This window comes from Chloracidobacterium sp. (genome assembly GCA_016715795.1).
In the GTDB taxonomy this organism is placed as follows: Bacteria; Acidobacteriota; Blastocatellia; order Pyrinomonadales; family Pyrinomonadaceae; genus OLB17.
In genome coordinates, this window is sequence record JADJXP010000001.1 from 708,453 (window position 1) to 734,755 (window position 26,303).

Annotated in this window: 22 protein-coding genes and 1 tRNA gene; 8 read left to right on the plus strand and 15 right to left on the minus strand. The window is 54.3% G+C overall.

Features of this window, described 5'->3' with window-relative positions; translation table 11 throughout:
- Positions 1 to 4: 4 nt before the first annotated feature.
- Positions 5 to 1,300 carry an efflux RND transporter periplasmic adaptor subunit gene (locus IPM59_03240; protein MBK9214602.1) on the minus strand — a complete coding sequence of 432 codons (1,296 nt, stop codon included), beginning with the start codon at positions 1,298 to 1,300 and terminating at the stop codon, positions 5 to 7.
- 7 nt (positions 1,301 to 1,307) lie between these two features.
- The gene (locus tag IPM59_03245) at positions 1,308 to 1,922 is read right to left on the minus strand and encodes a TetR/AcrR family transcriptional regulator (protein ID MBK9214603.1); all 615 of its coding nucleotides are present in this window, start codon (positions 1,920 to 1,922) and stop codon (positions 1,308 to 1,310) included.
- 242 nt (positions 1,923 to 2,164) lie between these two features.
- On the opposite strand from IPM59_03245, the gene IPM59_03250 reads away from it, so the two are divergent.
- From IPM59_03250 to xylF, 3 genes are all read left to right on the plus strand, one after another.
- Positions 2,165 to 2,518 (plus strand): hypothetical protein, encoded by a 354-nt coding sequence (locus IPM59_03250; GenBank protein MBK9214604.1) that lies wholly within the window; start codon positions 2,165 to 2,167, stop codon positions 2,516 to 2,518.
- A gap of 101 nt (positions 2,519 to 2,619) precedes the next feature.
- Positions 2,620 to 3,471 carry a DUF3828 domain-containing protein gene (locus tag IPM59_03255; GenBank protein MBK9214605.1) on the plus strand — a complete coding sequence of 284 codons (852 nt, stop codon included), beginning with the start codon at positions 2,620 to 2,622 and terminating at the stop codon, positions 3,469 to 3,471.
- Positions 3,472 to 3,507: 36 nt separating this feature from the next.
- Positions 3,508 to 4,545, plus strand: coding sequence for a D-xylose ABC transporter substrate-binding protein (gene xylF / locus IPM59_03260; protein ID MBK9214606.1), 1,038 nt, complete (start codon positions 3,508 to 3,510; stop codon positions 4,543 to 4,545).
- A 10-nt stretch (positions 4,546 to 4,555) separates the two neighbouring features.
- On the opposite strand, the gene guaA is transcribed toward xylF, so the two are convergent.
- Positions 4,556 to 6,100 (minus strand): glutamine-hydrolyzing GMP synthase, encoded by a 1,545-nt coding sequence (guaA, locus tag IPM59_03265; GenBank protein ID MBK9214607.1) that lies wholly within the window; start codon positions 6,098 to 6,100, stop codon positions 4,556 to 4,558.
- Positions 6,101 to 6,110: 10 nt separating this feature from the next.
- Positions 6,111 to 6,545 carry a DUF1801 domain-containing protein gene (locus IPM59_03270; protein ID MBK9214608.1) on the minus strand — a complete coding sequence of 145 codons (435 nt, stop codon included), beginning with the start codon at positions 6,543 to 6,545 and terminating at the stop codon, positions 6,111 to 6,113.
- Between the two features lie 107 nt (positions 6,546 to 6,652).
- Between IPM59_03270 and IPM59_03275 the strand changes: the two genes are divergently transcribed.
- Positions 6,653 to 6,727, plus strand: a tRNA-Asn gene (locus IPM59_03275).
- 79 nt (positions 6,728 to 6,806) lie between these two features.
- Here the strand turns inward: IPM59_03275 and IPM59_03280 are convergent.
- The 9 genes from IPM59_03280 to IPM59_03320 form a co-directional block, all read right to left on the minus strand.
- Complete coding sequence (locus IPM59_03280; GenBank protein ID MBK9214609.1) at positions 6,807 to 7,742, minus strand: recombinase family protein; 936 nt, start codon at positions 7,740 to 7,742, stop codon at positions 6,807 to 6,809.
- Positions 7,739 to 10,735 (minus strand): type IV secretory system conjugative DNA transfer family protein, encoded by a 2,997-nt coding sequence (locus tag IPM59_03285; GenBank protein ID MBK9214610.1) that lies wholly within the window; start codon positions 10,733 to 10,735, stop codon positions 7,739 to 7,741. Before IPM59_03285 ends, IPM59_03280 begins: the two co-directional genes overlap by 4 nt.
- A gap of 13 nt (positions 10,736 to 10,748) precedes the next feature.
- Complete coding sequence (locus tag IPM59_03290; protein ID MBK9214611.1) at positions 10,749 to 11,444, minus strand: hypothetical protein; 696 nt, start codon at positions 11,442 to 11,444, stop codon at positions 10,749 to 10,751.
- Positions 11,445 to 11,446: 2 nt separating this feature from the next.
- Positions 11,447 to 11,818, minus strand: coding sequence for a hypothetical protein (locus IPM59_03295; GenBank protein ID MBK9214612.1), 372 nt, complete (start codon positions 11,816 to 11,818; stop codon positions 11,447 to 11,449).
- A gap of 23 nt (positions 11,819 to 11,841) precedes the next feature.
- Positions 11,842 to 12,684: a ThiF family adenylyltransferase gene (locus tag IPM59_03300; GenBank protein ID MBK9214613.1), complete on the minus strand. Its 843-nt coding sequence runs from the start codon at positions 12,682 to 12,684 to the stop codon at positions 11,842 to 11,844.
- Between the two features lie 2 nt (positions 12,685 to 12,686).
- Positions 12,687 to 13,643, minus strand: a complete 957-nt coding sequence (locus IPM59_03305) for a hypothetical protein (protein ID MBK9214614.1) — start codon at positions 13,641 to 13,643, stop codon at positions 12,687 to 12,689.
- Positions 13,644 to 13,657: 14 nt separating this feature from the next.
- Positions 13,658 to 14,170: a hypothetical protein gene (locus tag IPM59_03310; protein ID MBK9214615.1), complete on the minus strand. Its 513-nt coding sequence runs from the start codon at positions 14,168 to 14,170 to the stop codon at positions 13,658 to 13,660.
- 59 nt (positions 14,171 to 14,229) lie between these two features.
- On the minus strand, positions 14,230 to 14,475 hold the full coding sequence (locus IPM59_03315; protein ID MBK9214616.1) for a hypothetical protein: 246 nt from the start codon (positions 14,473 to 14,475) through the stop codon (positions 14,230 to 14,232).
- Between the two features lie 161 nt (positions 14,476 to 14,636).
- Entirely contained in the window at positions 14,637 to 14,855 is a 219-nt protein-coding gene (locus IPM59_03320; GenBank protein ID MBK9214617.1) for a hypothetical protein, read from the minus strand.
- A 198-nt stretch (positions 14,856 to 15,053) separates the two neighbouring features.
- Between IPM59_03320 and IPM59_03325 the strand changes: the two genes are divergently transcribed.
- The 4 genes from IPM59_03325 (at position 15,054) to IPM59_03340 (ending at position 18,669) form a co-directional block, all read left to right on the plus strand.
- Positions 15,054 to 15,656 carry a hypothetical protein gene (locus IPM59_03325; GenBank protein MBK9214618.1) on the plus strand — a complete coding sequence of 201 codons (603 nt, stop codon included), beginning with the start codon at positions 15,054 to 15,056 and terminating at the stop codon, positions 15,654 to 15,656.
- Positions 15,657 to 15,908: 252 nt separating this feature from the next.
- Positions 15,909 to 16,331: a helix-turn-helix transcriptional regulator gene (locus tag IPM59_03330; GenBank protein ID MBK9214619.1), complete on the plus strand. Its 423-nt coding sequence runs from the start codon at positions 15,909 to 15,911 to the stop codon at positions 16,329 to 16,331.
- A gap of 210 nt (positions 16,332 to 16,541) precedes the next feature.
- Entirely contained in the window at positions 16,542 to 16,901 is a 360-nt protein-coding gene (locus tag IPM59_03335; GenBank protein MBK9214620.1) for a hypothetical protein, read from the plus strand.
- A gap of 226 nt (positions 16,902 to 17,127) precedes the next feature.
- Positions 17,128 to 18,669 carry a recombinase family protein gene (locus IPM59_03340; protein ID MBK9214621.1) on the plus strand — a complete coding sequence of 514 codons (1,542 nt, stop codon included), beginning with the start codon at positions 17,128 to 17,130 and terminating at the stop codon, positions 18,667 to 18,669.
- Positions 18,670 to 18,795: 126 nt separating this feature from the next.
- Here IPM59_03340 and IPM59_03345 read toward each other — a convergent pair whose 3' ends face one another.
- A complete protein-coding gene (locus IPM59_03345) occupies positions 18,796 to 19,950 on the minus strand; it encodes a DUF2130 domain-containing protein (GenBank protein ID MBK9214622.1) in 1,155 nt (384 codons plus the stop codon).
- A 180-nt stretch (positions 19,951 to 20,130) separates the two neighbouring features.
- The gene (locus IPM59_03350) at positions 20,131 to 26,223 is read right to left on the minus strand and encodes a DEAD/DEAH box helicase (protein MBK9214623.1); all 6,093 of its coding nucleotides are present in this window, start codon (positions 26,221 to 26,223) and stop codon (positions 20,131 to 20,133) included.
- Between the last annotated feature and the right edge of the window lie 80 nt (positions 26,224 to 26,303).

A 26,303-nucleotide genomic window follows, 5' to 3' on the forward strand; every position in this document is an offset into this window, starting at 1 on the left:
AACGTCAATTTACCTGTCGGACCAGGACGCCGTCCGATAATTCGCCAATCGCACTAGTTGCGATCACGTCGCCCTCCGCAATGCCTTGCTTGATCTGGAGCATGTCCCCTTCGAGGATGCCTGTCTGGACAAGCTGCTCCCTCGCCGCCCCATCTTTTACGACAAATACACGGCTAAGGTCGCCCTCCGTTCTGACGGCTGCGGCCGGAACCATAACGGCATTCTCACCCTTTGACTGAGCGATCCTTACGGTCGCAAATTGGCCCGGTTTGAGCAGGCCCTCGCCGTTCGGCACCTCAGCCTCTACCGTTAGCGTTCGAGCGGTGGCATTAAGGCTTGGCAGGATCCGGGCAACTGTTCCTAAAAAGTTTCGATCCGGATAAGCACTGACCTGGAGCGAAATACCCTGTCCTGTCTCCACCTTGCCGATAGATTGTTCAGGAACGTCTATCTTGAGCCGCAGGGTGCTTGTCCGGACAATGGTCGCAACCTTTGTGTTTGGTGCGTTGGGCGTAATGAATTCGCCCAGATCGGCCACGCGTTCGGCAATATAGCCGCTGATCGGAGCCCGAATGGCCGTGTCGGTGAGTGCTTTTCGTGCCTGATCTACCTGCGTTTCGGCTGTTGCAATGCCCGAGCGAGCTGCGGCGACCTGTGCCTCAGCCGAGTTGATCGCCCTAACAGCTACGGCGGCGTTGGAGCGGGCCTCATCAAGCTGGCCGATCAAGGCGTCACGCTGCGCCCGTCGCTGGTCAAGGAACGATCGCGATACGTCCTCCGTAGCAAACAGCCGCTCTGCCCGAGCGAGTTCTTTCTCGGCAAGAACGAGATTCGCCCGCGTCGATTTTACCTGCGAGAATGTTTCGATATCGAACGTCTCACCGTCCTTCAGGCCAAGCCGCACCTGCGCTTGCCTGAGTGTGGCCGTCGCGGTGTCAACGGCCCGTCGCTGCTGCACGACCTGAGCCTCGGCCTGTTCGAGCCGCAGCCGCGCGTCACGATCGTCAAGGCGCACCAGGACGCTGCCCTTCTCGACATAGCTCCCGACATCGAAATTGACCTCAACGATCTTACCGCCAATGACCGGCGCAACATCAGTCTGCGCATCACCTGCAAGATTGCCCGTAGCTTCAAAGTACGTCGGTATCTGCCGTGTGACGGCCTGGGCCGTTGTGATATCGACGATCGTCGGCTGATTGTTGGCGGAATTGCTGCCGGTTGAGTTGCGCGAACTGCAGGACGCCCCCAAGCCCGCCGCCACGATCCAGCCGAGTACTGCAAACTGTTTCTTCGTGATCATCTTGTTCCTACGCCCTAATGCCATTCAGAAGAATCTCGGCAAAGTTCTTCGCCGCTGTCTCGTTCGATACCTTCAAGATCGTTCGGCTCTTGTCCCAGAGGATGTTGTTAATGGAATGATGTATGAGCATCCCTATAAACGCCCGCACGACGATCCGCGGATTCACCTTCCTAAATGCCTTGTCACGTTGCCGACGCGAGATATATCCGCCGATGAACTTGTAGACTTCTATGACAAATTCATCAAAGAAGCGCTGAGCTAGATCGTGCTCCTCTAGCGCCGAGTAAAATAACAGACGCATGAATGCCTCATCGGCGTGGTGCTTATTCATTGCGTCGAGAGCGATGTGATAGAAGACTGCAAAATCGTCATCGCTCTTGATCGCCTTTTGCAGCTTCGCGTTTTCCTCCCACGGAAAACGCCTTACGCCTTCCTGGCAGCCTTTGGTGTGCAGTATCGCGCCGTAGAGTTCCTCTTTATTGGCAAAATGCCGAAAGACCATCGCCTCGGATACACCGGCGGCCTTGGCGATCTCTTTTGTGGTCGTACCATCAAAGCCGCGTTGTGAGAAGAGATGGACAGCGGTCATCAATATCTGCTCACGTCGGGCGTCGCCCTTCATTCGGCCAGTGTGTTCACATGTGAAAGCGTCCCGGGTCAATTCTCTATACTTAGTAAGTGCTTACTAACTCCATCAACAAAGATTCGCATCTGCGCGGTTATTATGTCAACCGCGGCACTCCAATTGTGACCGAGAACGAATTCGCGAACATAATGGTTGCATTTTTCGTTACAACCAATTGGCGGCTAACTCTCATCAGAGAGTCCCGGACGCATTTTCACCTTGGAGGACAGAGATCAGCAATGTCGGAGTTTGAAGCAGAGGTCAAAAAGGCAGAGAAGGAACTGGAGCAGGGTTTGATGACGGTAAACGAGCCCGTTGACGGCAAGGCCGGTCAGGACGAGTTTTTAGGAGATCTCAAGATGCAGGCACAGGAATACGGACAGAAGATACAGGACACGGCGTCGAAGGCCTATGACTACGCCAGCGAGAAATTTACGCAGGCCGGCGACAAGATAAAGGACCTTTCGAGCAAGGACCCGCGTGAATTGGTCGAGGATGCGAAGGAATTTGCCCGCCAGAAACCGGGCCAGACGATCCTGATCTCGGCTGCTGTTGGGCTCGTACTGGGCCTGATACTGCGAGGGCGCAAATAGGGCATGGGACCAGGCAGATTTTGAAGGGCGGGGCCGTCATCGGTCCCGCTTTTTGTTTTACTTTTGTCGCCTTTTTCCTTTACTCTACGCATTCAAGGTATATGAAGAACGATCTCTTTGTCCCGGCCGCCCTGCTTTGCCTCGCATGCCTGGGTTGTTCCCTTGCAGATAAACTGAACAACAAGCCGACAAATACCGAGTGGACCAATACAAATACTAACTCGAACGTAACAGAACCGTCACCGGAAGGTGGCGACGAGGGCCAAGACCGGGCCGGGTCGGCTCAAGCCTTGGTCTCAGACCTATACAAGGATCACGATACGGGCCGCAGCCCCTTCTTTCAGACGCGCGACCGAGGTCTTGTCGATCGGTTCTTCACAAAACCGCTCGCCGATATGATCTGGAAGGATTCAATGAACGCCACGACTGAGATCGGGGCTATAGACTTTGACGCGCTATATGATGCCCAGGACGTTGAGAAGAAAGGCTTTTCCGTTGGTTCGGCTGAGGTCAGCGGTGATTCGGCGACGGTCGTTGCGACATTCACGAACTATGGCGAGAAGAAGCGCGTAACCTTCCTCCTTAGATCGACAGGCGGCGTCTGGAAGATCGATGACGTTAGGTACCAGAACGGAAACTCGTTGATGGGGCTGTATCGACAAACTTACGGGAAGGGCGAGACCAAGACCAACGCGCCCACGGTCAAAAACGTTGCCGGTGAGTTTGAGGGAACCTTTCGCGTCGGTGACACGACCTGCACGGTAAGGCCAATTCGGATGGCTTTCGAAGTCCGTTGGGCAAAGGGACGCGGCAGCGAAGTGTTTGTTTTCAGGAGCGGCAACGCCTTTGATTCCGATGACGGCAACAGCTTTGAGTTCGACGATGAGAACTATAACTCGGGTACATTCTATCGCGCGGACGGCAAGACGTTTCCGGTTCGACGAGCGAATTAGTATGATTACGGCGATTCCCGGCTCGCTCCGAAGTTTATGAAGCATATCAAACTCCTGGTCCTCTTCGTGCTCCTGATGGCGGTGACATGCAGTTTGGGCTGCGGTCCGGCGACGGTTACGTCGGACGGGCCGTCGGCGAAGAAGGTTCGGATCGGCTTCGCGATGGATGCCTTAAAACAGGAGCGCTGGCAAAAGGATCGCGACCTTTTCCTGCAACGTGCCGCAGAACTCGGTGCTGAGGTGCTGCTCCAAACTGCTGACGGCAATGACGAAGCGCAGATGAAGCAGGTCGAGAGCCTGTTGACGCAGGGTATCGATGTGCTGGTTATCGTCCCGCACAACGCAGAAGTCGCGGGTGCGATGGTCGAGATGGCCCGCAAACAGGGCGTGCCGGTCGTTTCATATGACAGGCTCGTGAAGAACAGTGAGCCGGACCTTTACGTTTCATTCGATAATGAACGGGTCGGCGAATTACAGGCAGAATATCTCTTCGAAAAGATGCCGAAAGGCAATTATGTGTTGATCGGCGGAGCCCCGACGGACAACAACTCACTGTTGCTGCGAAAAGGCCAATTAAACATCCTTCAAGCAGCGATTGACCGCGGCGACATTAAGGTTGTTGCCGATCAGTGGGCCAAGGAGTGGCTTGCTGAGGAGGCCCTCAAGCACGCCGAGAATGCGCTAACGCAGAACAATAACAAGATTGATGCGATGGTGGTCTCAAATGATGGGACTGCGGGCGGCGTCATCGAGGCACTGAACGCCCAAGGCCTCGCCGGCAAAGTCCTCGTATCAGGCCAGGACGCTGAACTTGCCGCCTTGCAGCGCATCGTCAGAGGCACGCAAGCGATGACCGTCTACAAGCCGATCTCACGGCTAGCTCCTGCTGCTGTTGAAGCCGCCATAGCTCTTGCAAGAAAAGAAAAGCTTAACACGACCCGCACCGTCAACAACGGCCGCATCGAAGTTCCCTCGATACTCATTGAGCCGATACCCGTCGATAAGAACAACATCGATACAACGGTCGTCAAGGACGGATTTCAGGACCGCGAAAAGATCTACAAGGAAAACTGATCTGGCGAATTTATTCCCACTCGATCGTGCTGGGTGGCTTTGACGAGATGTCGTAAACGACACGGTTTACACCACGCACCTCTGACGTGATACGTGACGAGACCTTCGCGAGAAACTCATGCGGGAGCCTTGCCCAGTCGGCAGTCATCCCGTCTGTCGAGGTGACGGCCCGGAGGGCGACGGTTTTCTCGTAGGTGCGAAAATCGCCCATGACCCCGACCGATTGTATCGGCAGCAATACCGCAAAGGCTTGCCATACTTCGCTATAGAGGCCGGACGTTTTCAGCTCTTCGATAAAGATGCGGTCGGCCTGCTGCAGCAGTTCAACTTTCTCGGTAGTAATGTCGCCGAGTATCCTCACTGCCAGGCCTGGCCCGGGAAAAGGATGCCGTTCGAGGATCATCTCGGGGATACCGAGATCTCGGCCGATATTGCGGACCTCATCCTTAAACAGTTCCCTTAGAGGTTCGATCAACTTGAGCTGCATCTTATCGGGCAGGCCGCCCACGTTGTGATGTGTTTTGATCGTTACCGACGTCCCACGTGGGCTGACCGATTCGATCACGTCAGGGTAAAGCGTGCCCTGGACGAGCCACTTTACATCGCCGATCTTCTCAGCCTCGGCCTGGAAAACATCAATGAATGTTGCTCCAATGGCTTTTCGCTTCTGCTCCGGATCGCTAACGCCGGAAAGGACCGAATAGAAATCCTGCGATGCGTCCACGCCGACAACGTTGAGATGAAGATTCTCCCTGTAAACCGAAAGCGTGTCCTCAAATTCCCGATGCCGCAATAGGCCGTTGTTGACAAAGATACACGTCTGTCTCGGGCCGATGGCCTCGTGCACCAACACACCGGCGACGGTCGAATCGACACCGCCGGACAAACCGCACACCACGTTTCCGGTCGGACCGACGATACTGCGAATGCGCTCGATCGCTTCAGCGATAAAGCCTGCCGGTGTCCAATCACCCCTGCAATGACAAGTTTCAAACAAGAAATTTCTTAGGATCTCTTTGCCTAGCGGCGTATGGGCAACCTCAGGATGAAACTGAACACAATAGATATCGCGTTCGGAGCTTTCCATGGCCGTGACGACCTCGCCCGTCGTTGCCGTGACCTCAAAACCGACCGGAAGCTCCGTGACGTGATCACCGTGACTCATCCACACGTCGAGCTCGAATGGCAATTCGCGAAACAATCGCGTCGCCCCGCTTAAGACCTTGAGCGTCGCATGGCCGTACTCACGCCGTGCCGCGGGAGCGCTCCTGCCGCCTAGGTCGACAGCCACGAGCTGCATCCCATAGCAGATGCCCAGAATTGGCGCTCTGACCTTATCATAAAATCCCGCCTCGACCCGCGGTGCATCCTCGTCCGAAACACTCGACGGCCCGCCCGACATGATCACACCTTTGGGGTTCTTCGCGGCGATCGAATCCGCAGGCATGTGGAAGGGATGTATCTCGCAGTAAACACCTTGCTCGCGCACACGCCGTGCGATCAGTTGGGTGTACTGTGAGCCGAAGTCGAGGATGAGAATGAGTTCGTGCTGCAAGGGTCTTTTACTATTTCGCCGACCGTCGGGAAACGGAGTTGACTGGTTCTAACGACTCCTTGATGAGCCTTTCGAGGACATTCTCGTTGACATCGGCGAGACGTTTAATGACGAGGCAGCTAACGCCCGCCTTATGAGGGCCGAGTTTCTTGAGCAGCTTTGCCTCGACCGGCCTTCCGGCGAGAACATAGAGCGACAAGTTACCCTTTCGCGGGCTAAATGCGGTCCTTGGCCATTCAAGCTCGCGGCCCGTGGCATACTTCAGCATTTGCGAGCCGAATCCGATGATTGCGGGGCCCCACATTACGGGCTCCTCGCCCGAGAGACGTCTCATCATCTCGACCACTTTTCGAGCGTCGATCCGCTGTTGTTCGTCGGCGACGCCTTTTAGAAATGTCTCGACGCTTGCCTTTGTCGGTCTGGTCTTAAGCTCCGCTTTTGCCATTTGATGTCACGATTCTAAACGACAGGCGCCGAAACAGCCAAATACTTGACAACGCAGACACAACTTTCTAATCTTGTTATTCGCCTCAAAATGAGGTGTGCCATTATTCCGCAGTAGCTCAATGGCAGAGCATTCGGCTGTTAACCGAAGGGTTGTAAGTTCGAGTCTTACCTGCGGAGCCAATATTTATAATAACTTAGCCCGTCAACGTTTGACGGGCTTTTGTTATTTACCTACGAAATTACCTAACGCAAGCGGGGGTTACCTTTGCGATCCTAAACGTTGCCCCTGGACCTCGCATTTCGCGAGGTACGGCAACAAATGCTTTTCTTTCGAATAAAGAACGCGAATGCCGACCCGGAAGAAGCCGATAAGCCCTGCATTTCGTTTGCGAAGAAGGGTCATTTTGGAGATCCCAAGGAACCGCGAGGCTTCCGCCTCACTCAACAATGGCTCGACGATATCCGATGAATCTCCGGAGTCGATATTAGGTTCGTGCGGGGTTTCGTTGCCGGGTTCCGAACGTTGCTCAAGTGTTGGCGCTTTAAATAAGGAAGGGTCGCACGCGAATCGTATCGATATCGATTCGCGTGCGACCACGATTTTTTCACATAGGTGTTCCACTACCAAGCGTTTTTTCTCGTTTGAGAGCGAAGGCCATCGATCTTCAAACACCTGTGCGCCGAAGTTCATGCGACCGATCTGCGAAGTGAAAACGTTTTCCAGATCATCGGCTGGAATCTTTGAGCGGCATCGACCGCATACATATTTGTTTGAGTTCGAAGGGACGCTCATCGAACCGCCGCACGCACAAGCCAAGCGCCCGACGAAGACATTCGCCGACGGCTTGTTCTCACGGACGCCGAGCAAACGATTAGCACGATCCCAGATATCGGTCGAGACAATCGGCTCGACCTCGATCTGAAGACCGCCCTCGTCTCGTGTGCCCTTTGCAGTTTTATCTCTTAACAGTCGATCGATCGCCGTGTCGGAGAATTTCGCCTTGTTTCGGGTCCGATAGCCGAGATCGTTCAGAAGTTTCGCTACCGTCTTCTTTCGACGGTGCTTTAGAAAAAGATCATAGATGAGACGTCGCACCGGCGCCTCGCTCTCATCGATTTCGAGCTTGCCCTCGTGCCAGCGATAGCCAAACGGAGCAACGCCGCCTCGCGATCGAACTACATCCTTCTCGTTCACTCCGCGTGTCCCTCCGTTAGAATTTCGACGATCGCGTCGTTTATCTGCTCGACGGCGGAAGGCGGCGCGTCGGCATAGGAAGTAACGACCGTATAGCCCCTGACCTTATCCGGCGATCGAACAATATCGAGATCAGCACAAAGGCGTTCGAGGTAGAGGTGAAAATTTTCGGGCTTCAGGAATGCGATGCGATCGATGTTGCTTCCATCGATAGTCTCGCGCGCGGCCTTCTCGATCTCGCGCAGGTGCCGTTCATCGGGAGATAGGACGATGACCTTTTCATATCCGGAGCTAGTGCATTTCTGGATACTCTGTACCTCATACGGAACCGTGTTTGTAACGGCGATCTCGCAAGCCACTTTTAGGCTTCCATTCTCGAGAGCTACATCGATCCGGCCAATACCGCCAAGCACCTGCTTTTCAAGCGTTGCAATAAAGTCATATTTCTCAGCGATCCGCTTCACTATCCGCTGCAGATATTGATGTTCGCCGGTCTCGACACCGGGCATATTGCGATCAGGGGCTCCATCCGTCTCTATCGGGGATACTTCGCGCTCAGGTTTCGGCGGGGGCTGTCTCGACGGAACCATTCGCCCGCTCGCCGCTTCAGCTTCGGCGACGCACTTAGCGACTGCAAAGCGGTCGCGTGAGCGTTGCACCAGCTCAGCCTTCTTTGTTTCAGGAACGGCGTCGGCCATAGTTGGCGGCTTGATAGTTTTGAGGTTGAAATCGTTATCGGATCTTTCTATCCGACCGATGGCTTCGCCAATGCCGAGATTCTGGAGATCCGCCGCGTCGAAGTACGAGAAACCTCCGCCGAACCGGTCGGCGTCGGAATCTCCCAATCGGAAGCAGATCCGCGTGTAGCAATTGGATATCACGCTCGCCGCAACCTCTTGACTCCTGCTCTGAAGCTGGCGGAATTCTTGATGACTTAGATGCAGGCCGACATTGTACTTGCGTATCCCCGATAAGATTGGCTCGATACTCGGGCCAACGAAGTTGTGAAACTCATCGAGATAGATGGCAAAGAACGGCCGGTTTGTGGTTTCCTGTCGGCTCAGCGCGATCTGGTGCAGCTTGGTCACGATCAGCGTGCCCAGCAGGTGTGCGTTTTCGAGTCCTATCGTGCCCTGCGCAAGTTTGAACAAGAGGATCTTGCTGTTGTCCATCATCGATCGGAAATCCAATTTGTTTTCTTTTTGACAGACGATATTCCGAATGAGCTTCTGGCGGAGGAACGCATCGAGCCTGATCAGGATCGATGCCTGCGGCTTCCTGGAGACAAGCGGAAACTCATGCATCCAGAAGTACCGAACGGCCTCATCCTCGACCGACAGTAGAAAGTCTTCTCTGAACTGCTTTTCAACAAGGAAACGCTTGAGATCAATGAGGGTGCCGCCCCGGCTGCTTTCGAGGAGGGCCAATACGCCGTTCGCAAGCGTCGCATCCATCACATCGCCCCAGCTCGTGGCCATTCGCCGAAAGGCCGCCACAAGGTCCGAGGCGATAAGCGTCTTTTCGAGGTCGCTGTGTGCCTGGAGAACGTTGAAGCCGATCGGAAACTCAGTGTCGGACGGGTCGAACAGAAGTACATCGTCGAGTCTTGAGTCCGGAACCGATGCGCAAACCGCGTCCACAAGATCACCCGCGGGATCGAGCACACAAACCCCTTTGCCCGCTTCGACGTCCTGTCTTATGAGGTTCAAGAGCAAGGTTGACTTGCCTGACCCCGTGCTTCCGACGATGTGCACATGTCGCGAGCGCTGCTCATCGGACAACGTCGCGGGCCGTGTCTGTCCGTCGTGGATGTTTTCGCCGAGGAGAACCGCGTTGCCTTCCGCGAGGCGCGGTATACGCTTGGTTTTCGACGCCGACCGAACCAGCTTGTCGGCTCTTATCGATGAGCACGGCAAATGAACGAGTGACGCGAGCTCGGACGTGTTTATCAGAAAGCCGCTCCTATAATTGGTCCTCGAGAAAAACGATAAGCGGTGATTGTTTGCCGGATATCCGTCGGAACCGAGAGCGATGAGTTCATTGCTTTGCGGATGACTGAACTGCCTGAGGCTGCCGCCGATCTGACGGATCAATTCCCAGGCGCGATCGGTTGTACCCGATTGAACCATCAACCGGATGGTGACGGCATTCAAAGGCGTCGCGAGCTTTTCCTTGATCGCTCCGACATAGGCCGGATTCATTTCTGCTAGCAGCTTCCGCTGCTCCGGATCGGACTGGATCGCTTGTAGCGTCTGGCTCCACGCAAATCTGGTCGGAACGAACAGAACCTGAAATGCCGCGCGATCATCGCCCGTGAGCGGAACGAGCGAGCTGACAAGGCCATTCAGAGGATCGGGATTGAAGGTGCGAAATCCCCGAAGGGGAAGCAGAAAACTGCCGGATAACGCAAAATCCGCAATGACGGACGGGTGTCGCCCCTCGAACTGTTTCTTCAAGAATCCGTCGCGACGGGTGATCGTGACCGCTGGTACGATCGTCTTCCACTGCGTCGTGAGATGTGACACGAAGGCGCCAGAGCACGCGAGCTGGACCGAGATCGCATCCCGGTCGCCATAGATCTCATACGAGACAGGGTCGCGGAAGTGACCGAGCGAGAGCAGCAGTTGCTCGCTGACCACCGGGGTGACGTCCAGCTCGCCGGGCAACTGCAGATGCAGTTCGCCGACATCACCGGTCCGGTAATATCGATCGGGTCTCGCGGTCGGGAGTGCCGGGATCGGAGCGTTTCCAGTTCCAACAGCAACTGGAATGCCGGTACTGACACGATTACGGATCACAAGACCGCGAATGCCGCCGCGTGTCCTTGCGTCGTCCGTGACAGGGTACTGTTCGGAAGGGGCTGGATTTATTCGGGAACAGGGCGGCTCAAGCTCGACAGCGACATCCCAAAGCGTCCAGCCACGGCAAGGCCTTTCCCAGGATGAAAACGCATTCGCCCAATTTCGGGCGTGTTGTTGATCGACGTAGTCCAACGGTCAAACTCCATCATCTATAGAACTCGCGCAGCAGCGGCCTTTGCTCGGCCGGATGCAGCGGGCGCACACCGCGCTGCGCTAGTACGTTGGTAGCCTCAACCACGCAACCCCTGATCGCCTGTTCGAGAGCGTCGTACATATCCGTGCGGTAAAAGGTCGGCGGTGCGATCGTCCGCTCCACGATGAAGCCGAAGTACGGTATTTCGAACAGGATCATAGAAAATCGCGACGGCATCGCGGCATACCGCCACGACACGAGCAATCCGGTGCCCACCGGAACCGCGCTGATAAAGCAGACGGCGTCTCGAAAGCGAATGAGCAGATATGTGCGACGTGTTGACAGTAGATGCCATTCAAGACGCGAGACCCGCGAAACGTTGATACCGATGATCTGTCGGCGAGCAAAGACGTCCTCGATGACACCGTAGAGCTCAAGCGGCGACACCGGATACCTCTCGAAAAACAGCTGGTGCCGGCGATAGTCCGGTCGCGTGTCGCGCACTGCGTTCACGAACCATCTACCGATCCGGCCGACGGTGCGAAAAGGCGTGATAAAGATCAGCCGGAGCATTGCTCTGATCGATCGCCTGATGAGCGGATTGCGCGGCATCACATGACGGCCGATCCATGACAAGCCGAGCGCGATGAGAACAAGCCAGAAGATCAGCGAGAGGCATGCAAGCAGTGATGACGAGCCGCTATCCATCGTTAGTGCGTGAGGTTGAATGCCTCGGTAAGCATGTGCTCCACAAATGTGTACGCGTCGCCAAAAGTCGTCGCCGGCTTTTCAAAGTGCAGCTTGAACCACTTACTGGCAGGCTCAAGAAGCTGAATGCATCGGCCGTGGCGATGCTTGGCGATGTAGACGGGCGGATCGTAGAGATACACCTCAGCCGTTGGTGGATCCCGGAAAGCGATGCGGCCGCGAACATAATCCTGGACGATTCCCGAGCGGTCATAGATCAGAAAACGTCCTTCAAACGCCTCGTAGCCGCCCCGGTCATCGTATGACCAGTCGAAAGGGCCCGCGAGGTTCTCAGCAAAAATTATCGATTTCTTGCCGAATGTGCCCATGTGCATTTGTCACCCCCGATTCTCGCCGTTCACGAGCAGACCGGACACTGGGGCCTCCTCTCAACGTTCCCGATACGGTCCGGGGCAACTCCGGAGAGATCGGCCTCCCGCCAGTTAAAAGGCTTCATCGTTCCCCAGCCCATGAGCGCCCGGTGGGCAAAAAAGATCGTGAATGCCGCCATCATGAAACAGCTGGATACGACCGCCGATGCGCATGGCGTGATACGTTCGGGGTCGAGGTTCGGCAACGCGCACCACAGGCATGGCGCCAACGGCGATGCATCCTGAAGAAAGACATGGCCCCGCATACCATTGAGACTCAGCATAGAAAAGATCGCCGGGATGCCTCGCTTACGAGCTTCGCGCACGACATGCAGGCGACAGGCATTGTTGTCGACGCCGGCGATGATCAAGTCGGCCGGGAGCGGGTATTTCTCGACCGCGGCTTCGAAGGGCAGACCGATACCCGTAATGTCTGCGCCATCGATGGCGTGCGCCGCGACATGATGAGCGAGACGCTTGCCTTTCCGCTTTCCGAGATCCTCAGCAAAGAAGAACTGTCTGGACAGATTCGACTGATCGACGCGGTCCTCGTCGGTGATCGTGATCGTCCGGCACCCGCTTCGCGCCATTCCGATCAGGGTAATGCTATTGAGCCCGCCGGCACCGACGCCGAGTACACGCGCCTTGCCCAGCAGTTCCTGGTGATGTGCGGGCACGCCTTCGTGCCGGGCAAAAAGGCCGAGCGCGGGAGGCGGTGCGGGAACGAAACGATCAGCGTGAACCATCTCGATCGGTTCTGGCTCGGTCTGCAGGTGTACGGGAAATGCCCCCTCTGGAACGACCTTTGCTGGTTCGGTGTAGTTGTCCACAGCTATACCTCCAGCTTGTAAACATGCTCATCGGCCGTGACCGACGCCACGCCGTCGCCCGTGATCGAGACCGCCATCGCTCCAGCCTCCAAGGCGGTTCCCCAAAAACGGAAATACCGGTCCTCGACCATGATCGCGGACACAAGATCCGGTGAATAATTCTTAAGCCAGTCCGCGTGCTGGCGGAGATCGATGCTGCTCGGATGCGTCATGCCGGGGCCGCGTCCCGGGTGCGAGTGGATCCAGAGCGCAAAGTATGTTCCGCTCTGCGACATGGCGATCAGTGCCTGACCGAGGCGATCCGGGTGAGCTTTGACCCCGCCTGCGCTCGCGTTGCCGGTCACGTCAAACAGGGCCTCGATCGTCACGACATTGTCCGATCGACGACCGGCACCGACGATCATCCGTTCTGCGGGAAACAACGACTGCCTGAGCTCGAACATCATTGCCGACGGCAGCTCCATGACGTGCCTTCCCGTTCGCCTCGTCGGACCTGGTTCCGGCACCAGGCCCGGACCGACCGTCATAGCAGCGTGACCTTTAAGACCGAACCTGCTGTGCAGCTCCTGGCTCGCGGCGAACAGAAGGTTCAACGTTTTCGTCGTGATATTGGCCGCGCGATCGGAGTTTGCCGTACCATTGACGGCAAGCTGCTTTGTATTGGCAAGCTGCGTGGCCACAATGTCGGCCGCGGTCTGCGGGCTGATCGGGACCCTTGAGGTGACCAGTCGCCTGATCGCGGTGTGGCACTCGGTCAAGTTCTCGATTGCCGTATGCAGGCTTTCGGTTTGAGCCTGATCGAGGCTCGGTGCGCCGGTTGCGTACTTCAGGCCCTCGGTCCATTCGTTGAGGAGCGAGCGCTCGACGGTCTTTAAGGTGTCTCGCGCGTCATCGATATCTTGACCGGGTTTAAAAATCCGGACCGCCTTCGAAGGCAAGTCCTTTATCTGGTCGAACATTTATATATACCTCCTTATCTGTTGTTGATCGACTCATCTAAGATTTGTTCAAAATAGAGCAGCGCCTCATCGACATTTCTCGGTGACCGCTGCCAATGAAGGATGTACCAGCCGGTGCCGATGCCGAACTGTTGGAAGCACGCGTGATGCCGGTGCCTGCGGATCTCGCGCGGCGGATTGTAAACGTAAGCCTGTATGCGTCTTCGACGGCCGACCTCGATCCTCCCTCGGAATCTGTGGTCGCCCACCTGATAATGACCCTCATAGACCTCGCGATCGCCGTCCCGCCGTCTCGTCCAACCGCGCTCATCCCAGGCCCCTCGCCGCGCAGGCTGCACGGTCTCGGCCCTGACCGGCGTGACCGGCGTCACGGCGGCCGGTCTGACCATCGTCGCCGCGATAGGCGTCGGGCGGATCTGGATCACGTTTAACGGTGTGATCGTGACAACCGACGACGGTCTTATTATTGTCGCCGGGCCGGTCGGCCTGACCGTGATCGGAGCAGATGGAGTGATCAGTGTTGGCATGATGGAAAAACAAATGCCAGCAGGCGGCGTGCGGCCGCCCGCTGGGCGATAGGTGTCAGTCAGACGAAAACCGGTATGCCGGCCTCCACGTCGGACTTTGTCGCGAAAACCTTTTGGCCATCGCTGACAGCCTGGTAAAGGTCATCGTTAAAACCGAACGCTCCGCCCTCCGGCCTGTTGAGCTGAAAGCCCGTCAGGTTAAGCTGCGCGAGAACGTCGCGCGGCTTGGTGCCCGGAAGGATCTGGACGTCCTTATACTCGCGGCTGCCATCGGTGCCGGCTACGGAAATGATTATCTGTTTCATGGTCGTTACTCCTGTTCGTGATATCCGCGGGTGAACGCGTATAATACGGCTAAATCTTTAGCACAATATTATACTGTCAGTCTTACCATATTATTATGGCACAATGCAAGCATAAAAGTGGGCCTTGCAATATATCGTCGTTCGCAAAGCCCAGGTCTTAGTTAAATCGTATCGATGAGGGGCGAGCGTGTTGGATCCAAGCCCGCGTCTTTAATAAGTTTGCGGATGGCTTCCCGAACAAGATCAGACTGTTCCTGCCTCCGGTGTAAAGCGATAAACTGTAGGTTATCTTTCATCGCCGGATCTAAAAGGTACGTGGCCTTCACAAAATCACGTGTAGCGACCGCTTCGTCAGGTGACATCTTTTTGCCGCGTTTCATATTTTTCACCTCGTGGTTGATAGACTGTATTGCTGTATCAATGACACAGCTGTATAAAACTACAAACCATCATAACTCCATATTACCTGAATTGTCTACATCTTTCTGTTTAAATTTATGTGAAACTTGAGTGGAAATTTCCGGAAAATTTTGCTAAATTTTCGAGGATTCATTATAACTTCGACCTTCCGAAGAGTTATGAGCAGAAGTAAACGTCCGGATTCACGTCCGGACGAGCCGACATCTGGAACTGAAAAAGCGTATCGCGAGCGCGATCGGCGGCTCGGGCTGTTTATCGTAGAGGTCGCGCGGGCGACGCATGAGGGTCGTTTGCCCGTGAATCAGACCGATATTCGACGTTCGTTAAAAAAGAACTTCCGGCTCGATCTGCCACCCGCCACGTCCACTTCGTTGACGAACATTCTAAAACACGAATATAGGAACAAGATCTGGCTCAAGGTCGATGGTCAAAAAGTCACGCTCTTTTCCGAGGATGAAACACTCGTCGATTCGCGAGCCATTCGCGCTTTATATCTGGCTCGCGAAGAGCTGAACGATGACGGACACATTGCTTTAACGGAGTGGAAAGAGCTGTGCGCCTCGGAGCTAAACCTGTCTGACGAAACATGTGAAGAGTTTCTTAACGACTTTATCAAGTGCCGGTACATTGACGGCCCGGATAAACGTGGCTTCTTGAAGGTGGATGTCCGTGCTATTGGCGAAGACGAGTTCTACCTCGCGGCGGCTGCAAAAGCTGGCCTTAAGAAGTCGATCGCTCGAACCAAGCCGGCGAGACTCTAGCCTTACTAGCTAGTACCAGGCGCTGGCTCGCCGTTGCCGGCTCTTGACAGCATTTTGATTTCTCGCTATCGTAACCGGTCAGCCTGGGTCCCAGAAATGGGCACTGACTGCTCACCCACCATCAAAAAACGGCTTAACTAAACCTCTTTTTCTGTCTCAAAAATCCAAATCGAACAGTCTTAATAATACCCCTGTTGCCTAAAGCCGATTCGGACTACGCTAAACCAGACGTTCGCGATTGTCCCCATGCCCATGACCATAAATAAACGCAATAAATCAGAACCGAATACGGCCTTATGGCGAGCCCGACGCAAAACCGGACTTGAAAGAAAGCAGTCGGCGTGGCTTCTCGGCCATCGGACGCCTGACACGATCGCCCGATACGAGCGCGGCGAGACGGAGCCGAGCCTTGATAATGCGGTCAAATTATCCATAGCCTATGGGTGTGGACTCGAGAAGCTTTTTCCGCTCAAGTATGAGTCTTTTCGGCGCGAGCTGGCGACAAAGGCTCTTTCCATACGGATGCAACCAACGGACGCGCGCCATGACCTGTTTGCTCGGATAAATGTTTGCAGCTACGAGGATGCTCTTCGCGATCCTGAGCGTTCAGCCGAATACTTTCCGCACGTGCGCGATCACGTGACGAGGCTCGCGAAGCGCCTTGCGGGCTTGTAACAAGCTAACCACTACTCTATATCAGTTTTTCTCACCTTTATGTCTTCCACCAACCCAAACATCTTATCCCTATCGCTAAGCCGAAATCGCCTTGCTTTCGCGGTTTTTAGACATGGAAAACTCGACTTTCATGCCGGCAAAACACTCCGTCAGTATCGATCGGTCCGTGCTCGCAACCGAGCATTAACCTCGATTCTCGCGAACCTCGTCGTGGCGCATGCGATTCATAAGATCGCGCTGCCGCGTCTAAATAAACAACAGCGGCGCTCAGCCGCTCTGTGCAGTCTCTACGAGGTCGCCAAGCAATTCTGCTCAAAGACTTCACGACCGCTTCTGATGCTTGACCCTGTAGAGTCTCGGCGTATGCTGATCAAGCGGGGAAAGCCATCGAAAGCGAACGCTCGTGATTACCTTGTCGGGGTTTTTCCTGATCTCAAACGTTACACCCGAGGAGAAACCGAATGGGAAGGTCGATATTACGACCATATTTTTACCGCAATTACCGGCGGCCTAGCGGACATCGGCTCCCGATCTGGAAACGTACCGTGGAAGGAAAAGACAGATGACTGATACCAAGAAGGGATATTCGGAGGGGTCGCCAGGAAACGAAACGGTCGGAATCGTTTCGAAAGAACCCGCTGTTTCTGATAGGGCGAATTTGAAACGGTATGTTCACCAAGTTTGGCGAATCTCCCAGCGCCGCAAGTCGCGGCCCATTGACAAAAAAACGAGCGCCCGCTAATTTTATGAGGCCAGGCCGTTCGGCCTCGGCTCTTCACTTCCTAACCCTCAATAGATGTTAAAAGGCTACTTTGCCTATGTTCGGGTTTCCACGCAGAGACAAGGGCAACTAGGCACATCTCTTACAGAACAAACGGCGGCCATCGACCGCTACGCCAAGACCTGGAACCTTGAGATCGTCAAGAGGTTTGAAGAGCGCGAAACCGCTGCCAAGACCGGCCGTCCGGTCTTCTTAGACATGGTCAAAGCACTGAAGCGACGCCAGGCTCGCGGAGTTCTCATACACAAGATCGACCGCAGTGCTCGGAACCTTCGCGATTGGGCTGAGCTGGGGTCACTTCTCGATTTAGGGATAGAGGTACATTTCGTCAACGAGAGTCTGGATCTAAACTCGCGTGGCGGAAGGCTTTCGGCTGACATTCAGGCCGTCGTGGCTTCGGATTACATTAGAAACTTGAGGGAAGAGACGATCAAAGGAATTCGCGGCCGTATCAAACAGGGTCTGTTTCCGTTTCCTGCCCCGCCTGGATACCTGAATTTGGGCTCCGCACGACCGAAAGAGATCGATCCCGTTACCGGTCCGCTGATCAAGAGCGCTTTCGAGCTTTACGCAACCGGCAGGTACAGTCTATATGCACTGACGGAAAAGATGTTTGAACTCGGTCTTCGAAACCGGAACCGGGGCAAGCTCTCAAAGAATGGTATTAATATCTGCCTACGAAATCCCTTCTATATGGGACTGCTGAAAGTGAGCACAATGAAAGAGGTCTTTGTTGGCCAACACAAACCGCTTATAACAAAGGCCCTTTTCGACGAGGTCCAGAACGTACTCGACGGCAAAAGGATAAAGAAAACGACGAACCACTTTTTTGTTTATCGCCGCCGCGTCCGATGCGGATACTGCCAAAATCTGCTCATTGCCGAACGCCAAAAGGGTCACGCCTACTATCGCTGCCACACAAGAAATTGCGCCCAGAAGCCCCTGCGAGAAGAGCTGATCGAGGGTCAGCTTTGCGAAGTTCTAAAGAGGATCGAGTTCGGGGAAGATGAGCTGCAGTATTTCGAAGTTGAGATCTTGAAACTACAAGAAACCGAACCAAAACGGCTCGAGAAAATGAGGCGGGAACTGTCGATGAGGGCGGAGCTCATCGCTCCACGTCTGAATCGCCTGGCAGACGCCTACATGGACGGTGTCTTCGATGGTGAAACCTACGCCCTGAAGAAGAATTCCCTGACCCGAGAGCGGATCGAGATCGGGGAGAAGTTGGCGGCATTGGAGGACGACAACGACCTTGTGATGTCTGAACTTAAGAAATTTCTCGAACTGGCAAAATCCGCTTATCTAAGCTTCAAATCGGCGAATGATGAGGAAAAACGGGAATTAGTCAAAACGGTAACCTCGAACATTACGGCAAAGGATAAAACCCTCTCAATTAAGCTGAATTCTCCCTTTGACAAGGTGTTCGAGCGACACAGCGGCCCGGGTGGTTGCCCGTTTCGGGATACATCTCGAACTTTATCCGCATCACTAAGCCAATTGTTGAAATTCTTCCGCGAAAATCAAGGCGGACGTCAGCGCGAGAAAGCCCCGGGCTGACCCTAATTTGATCGCCGGGGGCTTCATTCTCGTTCGTACCGCTGGATTAATGCTTCTGTGGCGGGGCCGGGGTAATCATAGCAAGTCCTCGTACTTTATCAAGCTCTGCTCGTAGGTTATGTGATCTTACTCCATCAACGCGATGGTTGATCCTCCGAGTTCAGAATCGCCCGGTTCAAGCAAATTGACTTGAGGCATGGCGGGGCCGGCAATTCCCCGGACAGAGCCATAAAATCCCGAAGCGTTCAGCAGGATGCGGTCGAGCTGTTTCTCCCGCTCCTTCCAGATTTTTGTCATTTGAAGTTTCTCGCGAGAGTACCCATCCTGTATTGACTTGAAGCCTTCGAGGATGCCTTCAAACTGTCCCTTGAACTCCTGGCTTGTAAGAAAGTCGTATAGCATTTCAGCCTTGGTCTCCTTGCCCTGTTGGATTTGGAACCGAGCATGGACGTCCAAGAGACCATGCCGGAGGACCATAGAAAGACCTCGAACCTGCCAGAAGTTACAAATCCAAACTCCGTCCTGAAAAACATAACCGTCGCAGCCGTCGGGCATAGCCGCAGTCACAAGGACAAGAATGTCGGCCGTGACCACCTGGTTGTCTTCTCGAAGCTTCTTTAGCCAGTTTGCATCAAAGTTTTTTGTCCGCTTACTCTCGTAGTAAATTTTCCCGCATTCGGCACCGTAGGGGTTTCGGACACACTGCAGAGTATCGGCTCCACGCTGGCCCTTCTTAATTTCGGTAATTTCGTCGAAGACGTAGAGTTCCCTCAGTATCCGTTCAAGCTCCAATTCCTGCACTTCGCCTTGGAGTTGTACCGAGCCTTGGTCGGCCTTGCGCTTCATCTCGGCCGCAAGCTCCTTTTGGTCCTCTAATTGCTTCTCAAGCTCTCGTAGTTTAAACGTATATTCTTCTTCCACGGTGCCCCGTATCCTGGATTTCTCCGTTTTGAGTTTTTCGCTAAACTCAATTTCCTTTTCAAGGGCAATTTCTTCGCGCAGATCTTCCTTCTCGCGGCGCAACCGCTCGATCTCTGCCTTGGTCTTATTCAGCTCACGTAGACGGGTTGACTTTTCCGCGAGCTCGTTCTTCATCGCAGATATCTCCGCGTCATTCTCGTTTTGAAGGCGCTCGCGGATAACGCGCTCCAGTTCCTTTTCGCGTTCGGCCTGACGGGCTTCGAATTCTTTCGCGAGCCGACTCTCGACTTGTCGAGATAACACGTCACTTACGTCGATTGGTTCACCGCACTTGGGGCAATTGATGTTTTGTTCTTTCACAGCTAATGGGCCTCCTGAGATTTGATTCCTTTCAGTCTTAAAACTGATCTCGTCTCCTATTGCACTAGCCGTGCCAAAACCTAACTTATTGACACAATAGTAATTATGGCCGATTGGAATTTTCGGAACAGAATATTTCTTATTGGATCAAGAACTTATTTTCTATCCACGAGGTTAGGATCACCTCTCACGCACTCTTAGGAATACTTGGGTGCCCATGCCCTGGCCTTCGATGTTAGTCGTGAGAGCCACCAGGTTCGCACATTGGCTTTCATGAGGCAACGTGAAGTTATACTCCTTCAAGCGTGCGTTTGTGGACCAAGGGATTGCCCAATAACCCATTCCCTGATCGAGACGGATCTCGACGATCTTGCCAGAAGATAATTCGATTCTGAATGCCCGGCCGTGTTCTATTTCGGACCGCCGTTCGAAGATGTGGATGTTTGCTTGCAATCCTATTGAACCAAGCGTCATTTCCATCACTCTGTTCCTCGCATTCATATCTACCCAATTATGAAAAAGCCGCCATGGGTTCAGACGGACATCGGATTTGTCCATTGTTGAAATCCCGATCGCAGATGCCTCCCATCTCACCCCCACCAACGCTTTAAGACCTTTTGCGATCTCAGTCAGCAGCGCCACCGACAACGGATCAAAGAGATACCGGTCGCTGTAGGATACCCCTATCACCCGCTCATTTGCGCTATTAAGTAAATCACCGGCTGCGCTGTGTTCAGCCATGATGCGGTTCCAAAACCGGTTTCCGAATCCTCGCACTGGGCCATCAATCTCATTTCCAATGTCGATTTGCCGGTCACTGCGTTCCGCGGCGGGCAACAAATCCTGCATCGAGAGGGCTGGGGAATCATAATCTAAGCGCACAAGATCATCGCCCTTCACCAGCGAATTGTCCGAAATTCCCCAGTTCGGATTAAACTCGGTTACGGCGACGTCTCCCACCGCCCATTTAGTTACCTTCCCAGCGGTTTCGGCTAGCAGATAAGCATCACCAACTCTCGGAAGCTCTGTAATCGCTTTGACCTCAATATCGGGGTGGCCAGCCAGATTAGCTAGTGGATAGAGGTCAACTGAGTCCAATCCTTGTTTAGCATCTTCCGGAACAATGATCTCGACCTTCACATTCTGCCCGACTAGTCTGAAAGCAAGCGCTCGCAACGGAGAAGCCGCGACATCCCAATTCTCCAGATCGCCACCCGCAAATAGCCGTACCATTTGTACCCCGCCGTTGATGACTGCCTGCCAAATGGATTCGCTGATAGTACGGGGCTCCAAATGGCTGCGGTCGGTGCCGAAAAAGGCCAGTTCGTCAGGAAGACGAAAGCGGTCAAGCCATACAGTTGAAAGGATCTTCAACGCCTTCTTTCGATCCAGGCGATCGTTGACAAATCGCTGGTCATAGTCGAGGATGCATCGGGGACAAGCACTGTCACAATTGGCAGGGCAGATGAGCCTTTCCCAGGCCTTCTTGAACAGCTCGGTCATGTGGTCCTCAGCCCGCGAGGAATAGCCAGCCGCGAAACGATCGTAGATCAATATCGATTGACAACGGCCGTCTGTTTCTAATCGAGCCGGCTTAATGTCACAGCCTAGTTCGTTGGCTTGGACGCCCATTAGCTCCGCGAGTGAGTCTCTTACAGCAACAGCAATTGTCAACGCTGCCATCGGGTCATTGAGCCAGACACCGGCGTCATTCTTCAGCTGCAGTTCAAACACGTCGGTATACCCCTCGGTACCAAGAGCTAGATCTTGCTTGATCTTCCAGTTTTCGTTGCTCCCTGGGCATGTTGCTGCGTCGGCCTTCGACCGACGGAGTTTGCGGTGTGGTCGCGCGAATCCCGCCGGTATCTCGCCTTTTTTGGTAACCGGCTCCGCCCTTCCACACTCGAGACAAACCGCGTAACCTAGACCAAATTCGCCCTTAGACTGGTTGAAGATGTGCCCTTGTGTGGTCGATCGGAAGCGGCCAAGTTCCGGATTGAGAAGCGGCAACCATTGGCCATCTGCGTTGATCCATGGCGCCTCGACTGGGACGAAATGTTGGGACGAAGTATCGTTAGTCGGGTCGGTGTAGAAATCCACTGCGAACCCTGACGGCTCAAGAAACGGGGTCGGTGTCACGACCGCTGAGCCGCACCTTTCGCAGGAAAGATCTGTTACAAATGATTTTGACCCGCTCGCTCCACACGCTCGACACCGCCAGGCGGTTTTTATGCTCTGGACTTCCTTGACCTGGTCCTGATCCGCAGGGATGTGCCAATTCAGTGTTACTCCGGCAGAACGGTAAACAAGTCCATCCATAACAACCTCTGAACCGGGAGCGTACTCACGCAACGCGGAAACCAAGTCACGGCTTGCCAATTCACGGCGCTTGTACCTGTTGTCATCGCGCCCTTCGGGATTCTGGAATCGCCTTTTAAATTGGCTTACGGTTAGATTGTCGAACGGCGCGATATTCGTCGGAAATCCATAAGCGGGTAAAAAGCCCCTCGAAGCCAACTCACCTAGTAGATATTCACCCCTTTGCCTTTCTTTGTGCAGATCGACGGCTTTGACAGCAGCGTCACTTTCCCCCGAGCCTCTGGCTCGAAGCGCCGCGGATTCAGACTCAAGCCGTTCCCACTCCCGCATCCAGGCATCATTGATCTTCTTGATCATATCGCCCGATATGTCGACCACTCGCTTCACGCTTTGCCCATCATAAATGCTGCGCTTAAAGAGGTAATTCAAACCGCCTGCAATATCAGAGTGTTCCTCAACATCGAAGCTTCTGCACCAGGCTTCAAACTGTCCGGCATGCCCTTCCAGAAAGAACATTCCGCAACTAAGTTTCGTCTGTTCATTTGAAGTTCCCCGAAGTTGTTCCCTAAGAAAACGCGAAAGCAAAAAGGAATTCGCATGGCGTTGAACGATGACCGGACTATCGAGAGCGACGCGAGGAGCAGGAAGGGGCGTGTCGAATGCCCAGCGGCTGTTCGCGAACACCGACTGATCATGCGGGTTTGATTTGCATAGCGTCATTACGACAGATCGAGCCTCACGGCGGCGGCCCGCACGACCTGCCCGCTGCAGATAATTTGCGGGATGCGGGGGTACATTGTTCATCGCGGCCACGCTTATACCGCCAATATCGATGCCCATCTCCATCGTCGTTGAGCACGAAAGCACGTTGATCTTTCCTTCCTTGAAATCGCTTTCGTATAGCTTTAGTTTGGTCGAGTCCTGTTGGGCGGAATGCTCGGCCGTCGTGTAATACGGTGAAAGCTCGATCACACGATCATTCGAATTTGACCACAATCCCTCCTCGCGAAGCTTCGCAACATCCTGATTTGAAAGCACCCATTCGCGGCCGATCTCGATCTGTTCCAATTCGTTTGTTACTCCGGAAAATGGCGGCGCGTACTGTGGGATCTCTACCCGAACACACCCGACGGTTTCCTTCGCTGCGGTTCGCGGCAAGTAGGGTGTTACACCTCTCAACGTAACATCCAATACGCGTCTGGTAACCGGGCATATCCATCCAGACCGGATCGGAATAAAGGCCAGTCTGTCGAGCGGCAGCGTGAAGCCCGGGTCTCCCTGCTTCAACAACCCAACAGAACAAAGATCTTCCCAGGCCGAATCCAGCACAGCATTTATGCGGTCATGGCCGTCCGGATCCGCGGCATCCGCATTTAGCACGAACGATAGCAACCGAACGAGTGTGCTGTTGCGACCGAACTTCGCACTAGGCCAGCGACGCTGATCTCTTTTCGGCTCGTCTTCTGTTCGAGCCACAAGAAAACTCTGCGGGAACGGCATGCCAAGCCATCGCCTCCAACTGTCATCGATGGCCAGCGATCCGCCGGCGCGAACAAAGAAGTCGAGGCATATCTTTAGAAAGTCCCTCCACGTATCGAGGTCGAATTGTGAGGCCTCGATAGCAACCTGCGGGACGCGGTTTATGCCCTGCAAAAGAGGGTAAGCGGTCGAAACGAGGCCCATCGATTCAAGGTTGACAAGCCGCTTTGGTCGTCGTCCGAATTCACGGATGAGAAACGTCTTAGCAAGGGTGTGCGCACCATGTTCTATGGTAAAGACGCTTTCTGAGTACCGGCGATACCGTGCAAGCATGTTCATAAAGTCTTGCCCTTGATGGGCAAGTTCCTGAGCCAACTGATTGAACCCAACTGGTGAAGGATCCTTGAGTTTTTCCAGCTCAGCTTGCTTATCTGAGAGCATAGTTTCTACGACTGAATTTGGTCCCGCGTCTAGTGCCGTCTCCAGCTGTCGCACGTCATGTTCGAGCCTTCGTCGATCACTAACTGATCCTGTCACCGAATCGCGCAACGTCAAATGATAGATCAAGGCCCTCACACGATTTCTCTCAGAACCCAGTTGTAGATTTGCTGCCAGTCGTGCGGTGCCCTGGCGGCTGTCATTAAATGTCAACAGCTTCCGGCCACGCCAAGGCCGATTAGCGGCATCATTTCCATCTGGGGCAAATTCGAGCAGTGTCGGCAAAATGCCATCCAACAGATACGGCGCACCGATTCGGCAGTTTTGGAGCAGCGGCCTGGCCTTTGTGTCCTTTTCATTGCAGACCGGACAACTTAACCCGGAACCGTTATCTTCAACGGCCCAGACAGCGACTGAATTGGAAGATGGGTCGCCCATTCTTCGCGTTTCGCGATCTATGTATTCAAGACCAACCCCCTCTAACTTCTGGTTAAGGATCAGCATCTTAAACTGCTGGCTTGGCACGGGCAGTTCATCAAGAACCGTGTCCTCGATCTCTTCACCGGGGTCGACGTCAAGCTCGAAATCGTCGAGCGCATTTTTTGGCCTCAGATGTGCGACAAAACCCTCATCGTCTACTCCTGCGAGCAATTGAGCAGAACCGCAGCTCGCACACATGACGAGCTCATACGCAGGAGCTCCGCAATCACAGTGCTTCCTCGGGTCAGTGTAAACCTGGCCAAAGTGCCAGTCTGGATCGTTCAGGAAGTCAGCGCGATTGGGACATTCCTGATCGGTACAGGCCCACAAGCCCGACATCGTTTGGTGAAAAAAATGGGAGCGTAGTGGAAGGAACGACTCGCCATTTTCATTGAGCGTTCCAGAAAGCAAATCAAGCCATTCAAGCGACTTGATCTGACCTTCGCGAGAAGGGTTTTCCTCTCCATTCAGCAATTCGCAAATATCCGACAATTTGGCGATCGGAGGCGTTGACGGGTTACCGACAAACTTATCGCGGATCTTCCGCGCTGTTCGGTTCTTCGATATAGTCTCAAATCTCCCGTCGGCTGCGATTCGCTTTAGGTCATTGAGAGATTCATTGCCCGTAGGCTCTATCCCGTGAAGGGAAGGAATGACCCGTTCGCCGGCCACCAGATGAACGCGATCCTCATCTGAAACGCCCGCCACATCGGCAAGAAACTTCTTTAGCTTTAGTCCTGCTTCCCCATTCGGATCTCCTATGGTCGCAGAGGTTGCAACAAACCGTACCTGGTCAGGCGCTACGCCGAACGCGTTCAGGACGCGTCTTATCAGCAACGCGGCCTCCGCAGCTTGTGATCCTATGTAGCTGTGAGCTTCGTCAAGGACGATCCATTCGAGCTTGCCCTCTGACTGATCCAGGATCGGAGCGTCAGTGGTCCGCACGAGCATATATTCAAGCATCGACGCGTTTGTCACCAGGATAGGGGGCGGTGACGATCGAAGGGTCTTTCGGTCCATCACCTCGTTCGGATTGGCTTTGTGGTGCAGTCCATTGAGATTCTCGGGTGTATTACCGTTATAGAGGCAGAAACGAATATCGCTGCCAAATGCGTGTGTCCACGCGCGAAGCCGTTCACGCTGGCTATTTATCAGCGCATTAAGGGGATAAAGAAACAGCGCTCGCACACCGGCCAGCTTAGTTTTCTGCACCTGTTGTAATCTCACAAGCCGATCGAGGATCGGAACCATGAAACACTCTGTCTTACCCGACCCCGTGCCGCTCGCCACTATAAGCGACTCCGGAGACTCTTGCGACAAAATCTCCCAGGCCTCGATCTGATGTAGATACGGATGCTGATCACGTGGAAACCGATAATCTGCCTTCAGATCTTTGGGCGGGTTATCCATTGCGTTTACAAGTTCCTCCGCCAGCAGGCTGCCAGCGAGGTCGGCCATGCTTTGGCCTCCCGTTCGCCATCCATACACCGCTTCAAATGCCGCATCGGCGAGAAACGACCCTGGCTTTCCAAACGGACGATCGAAGACTTCATCCATATGTCTGCGCAATGGCAGGTTTGCGAACCGGAACCAACTCATCGCCGCAAGTTTTGCCCGGTCCGAAAGGATCGGTAGCA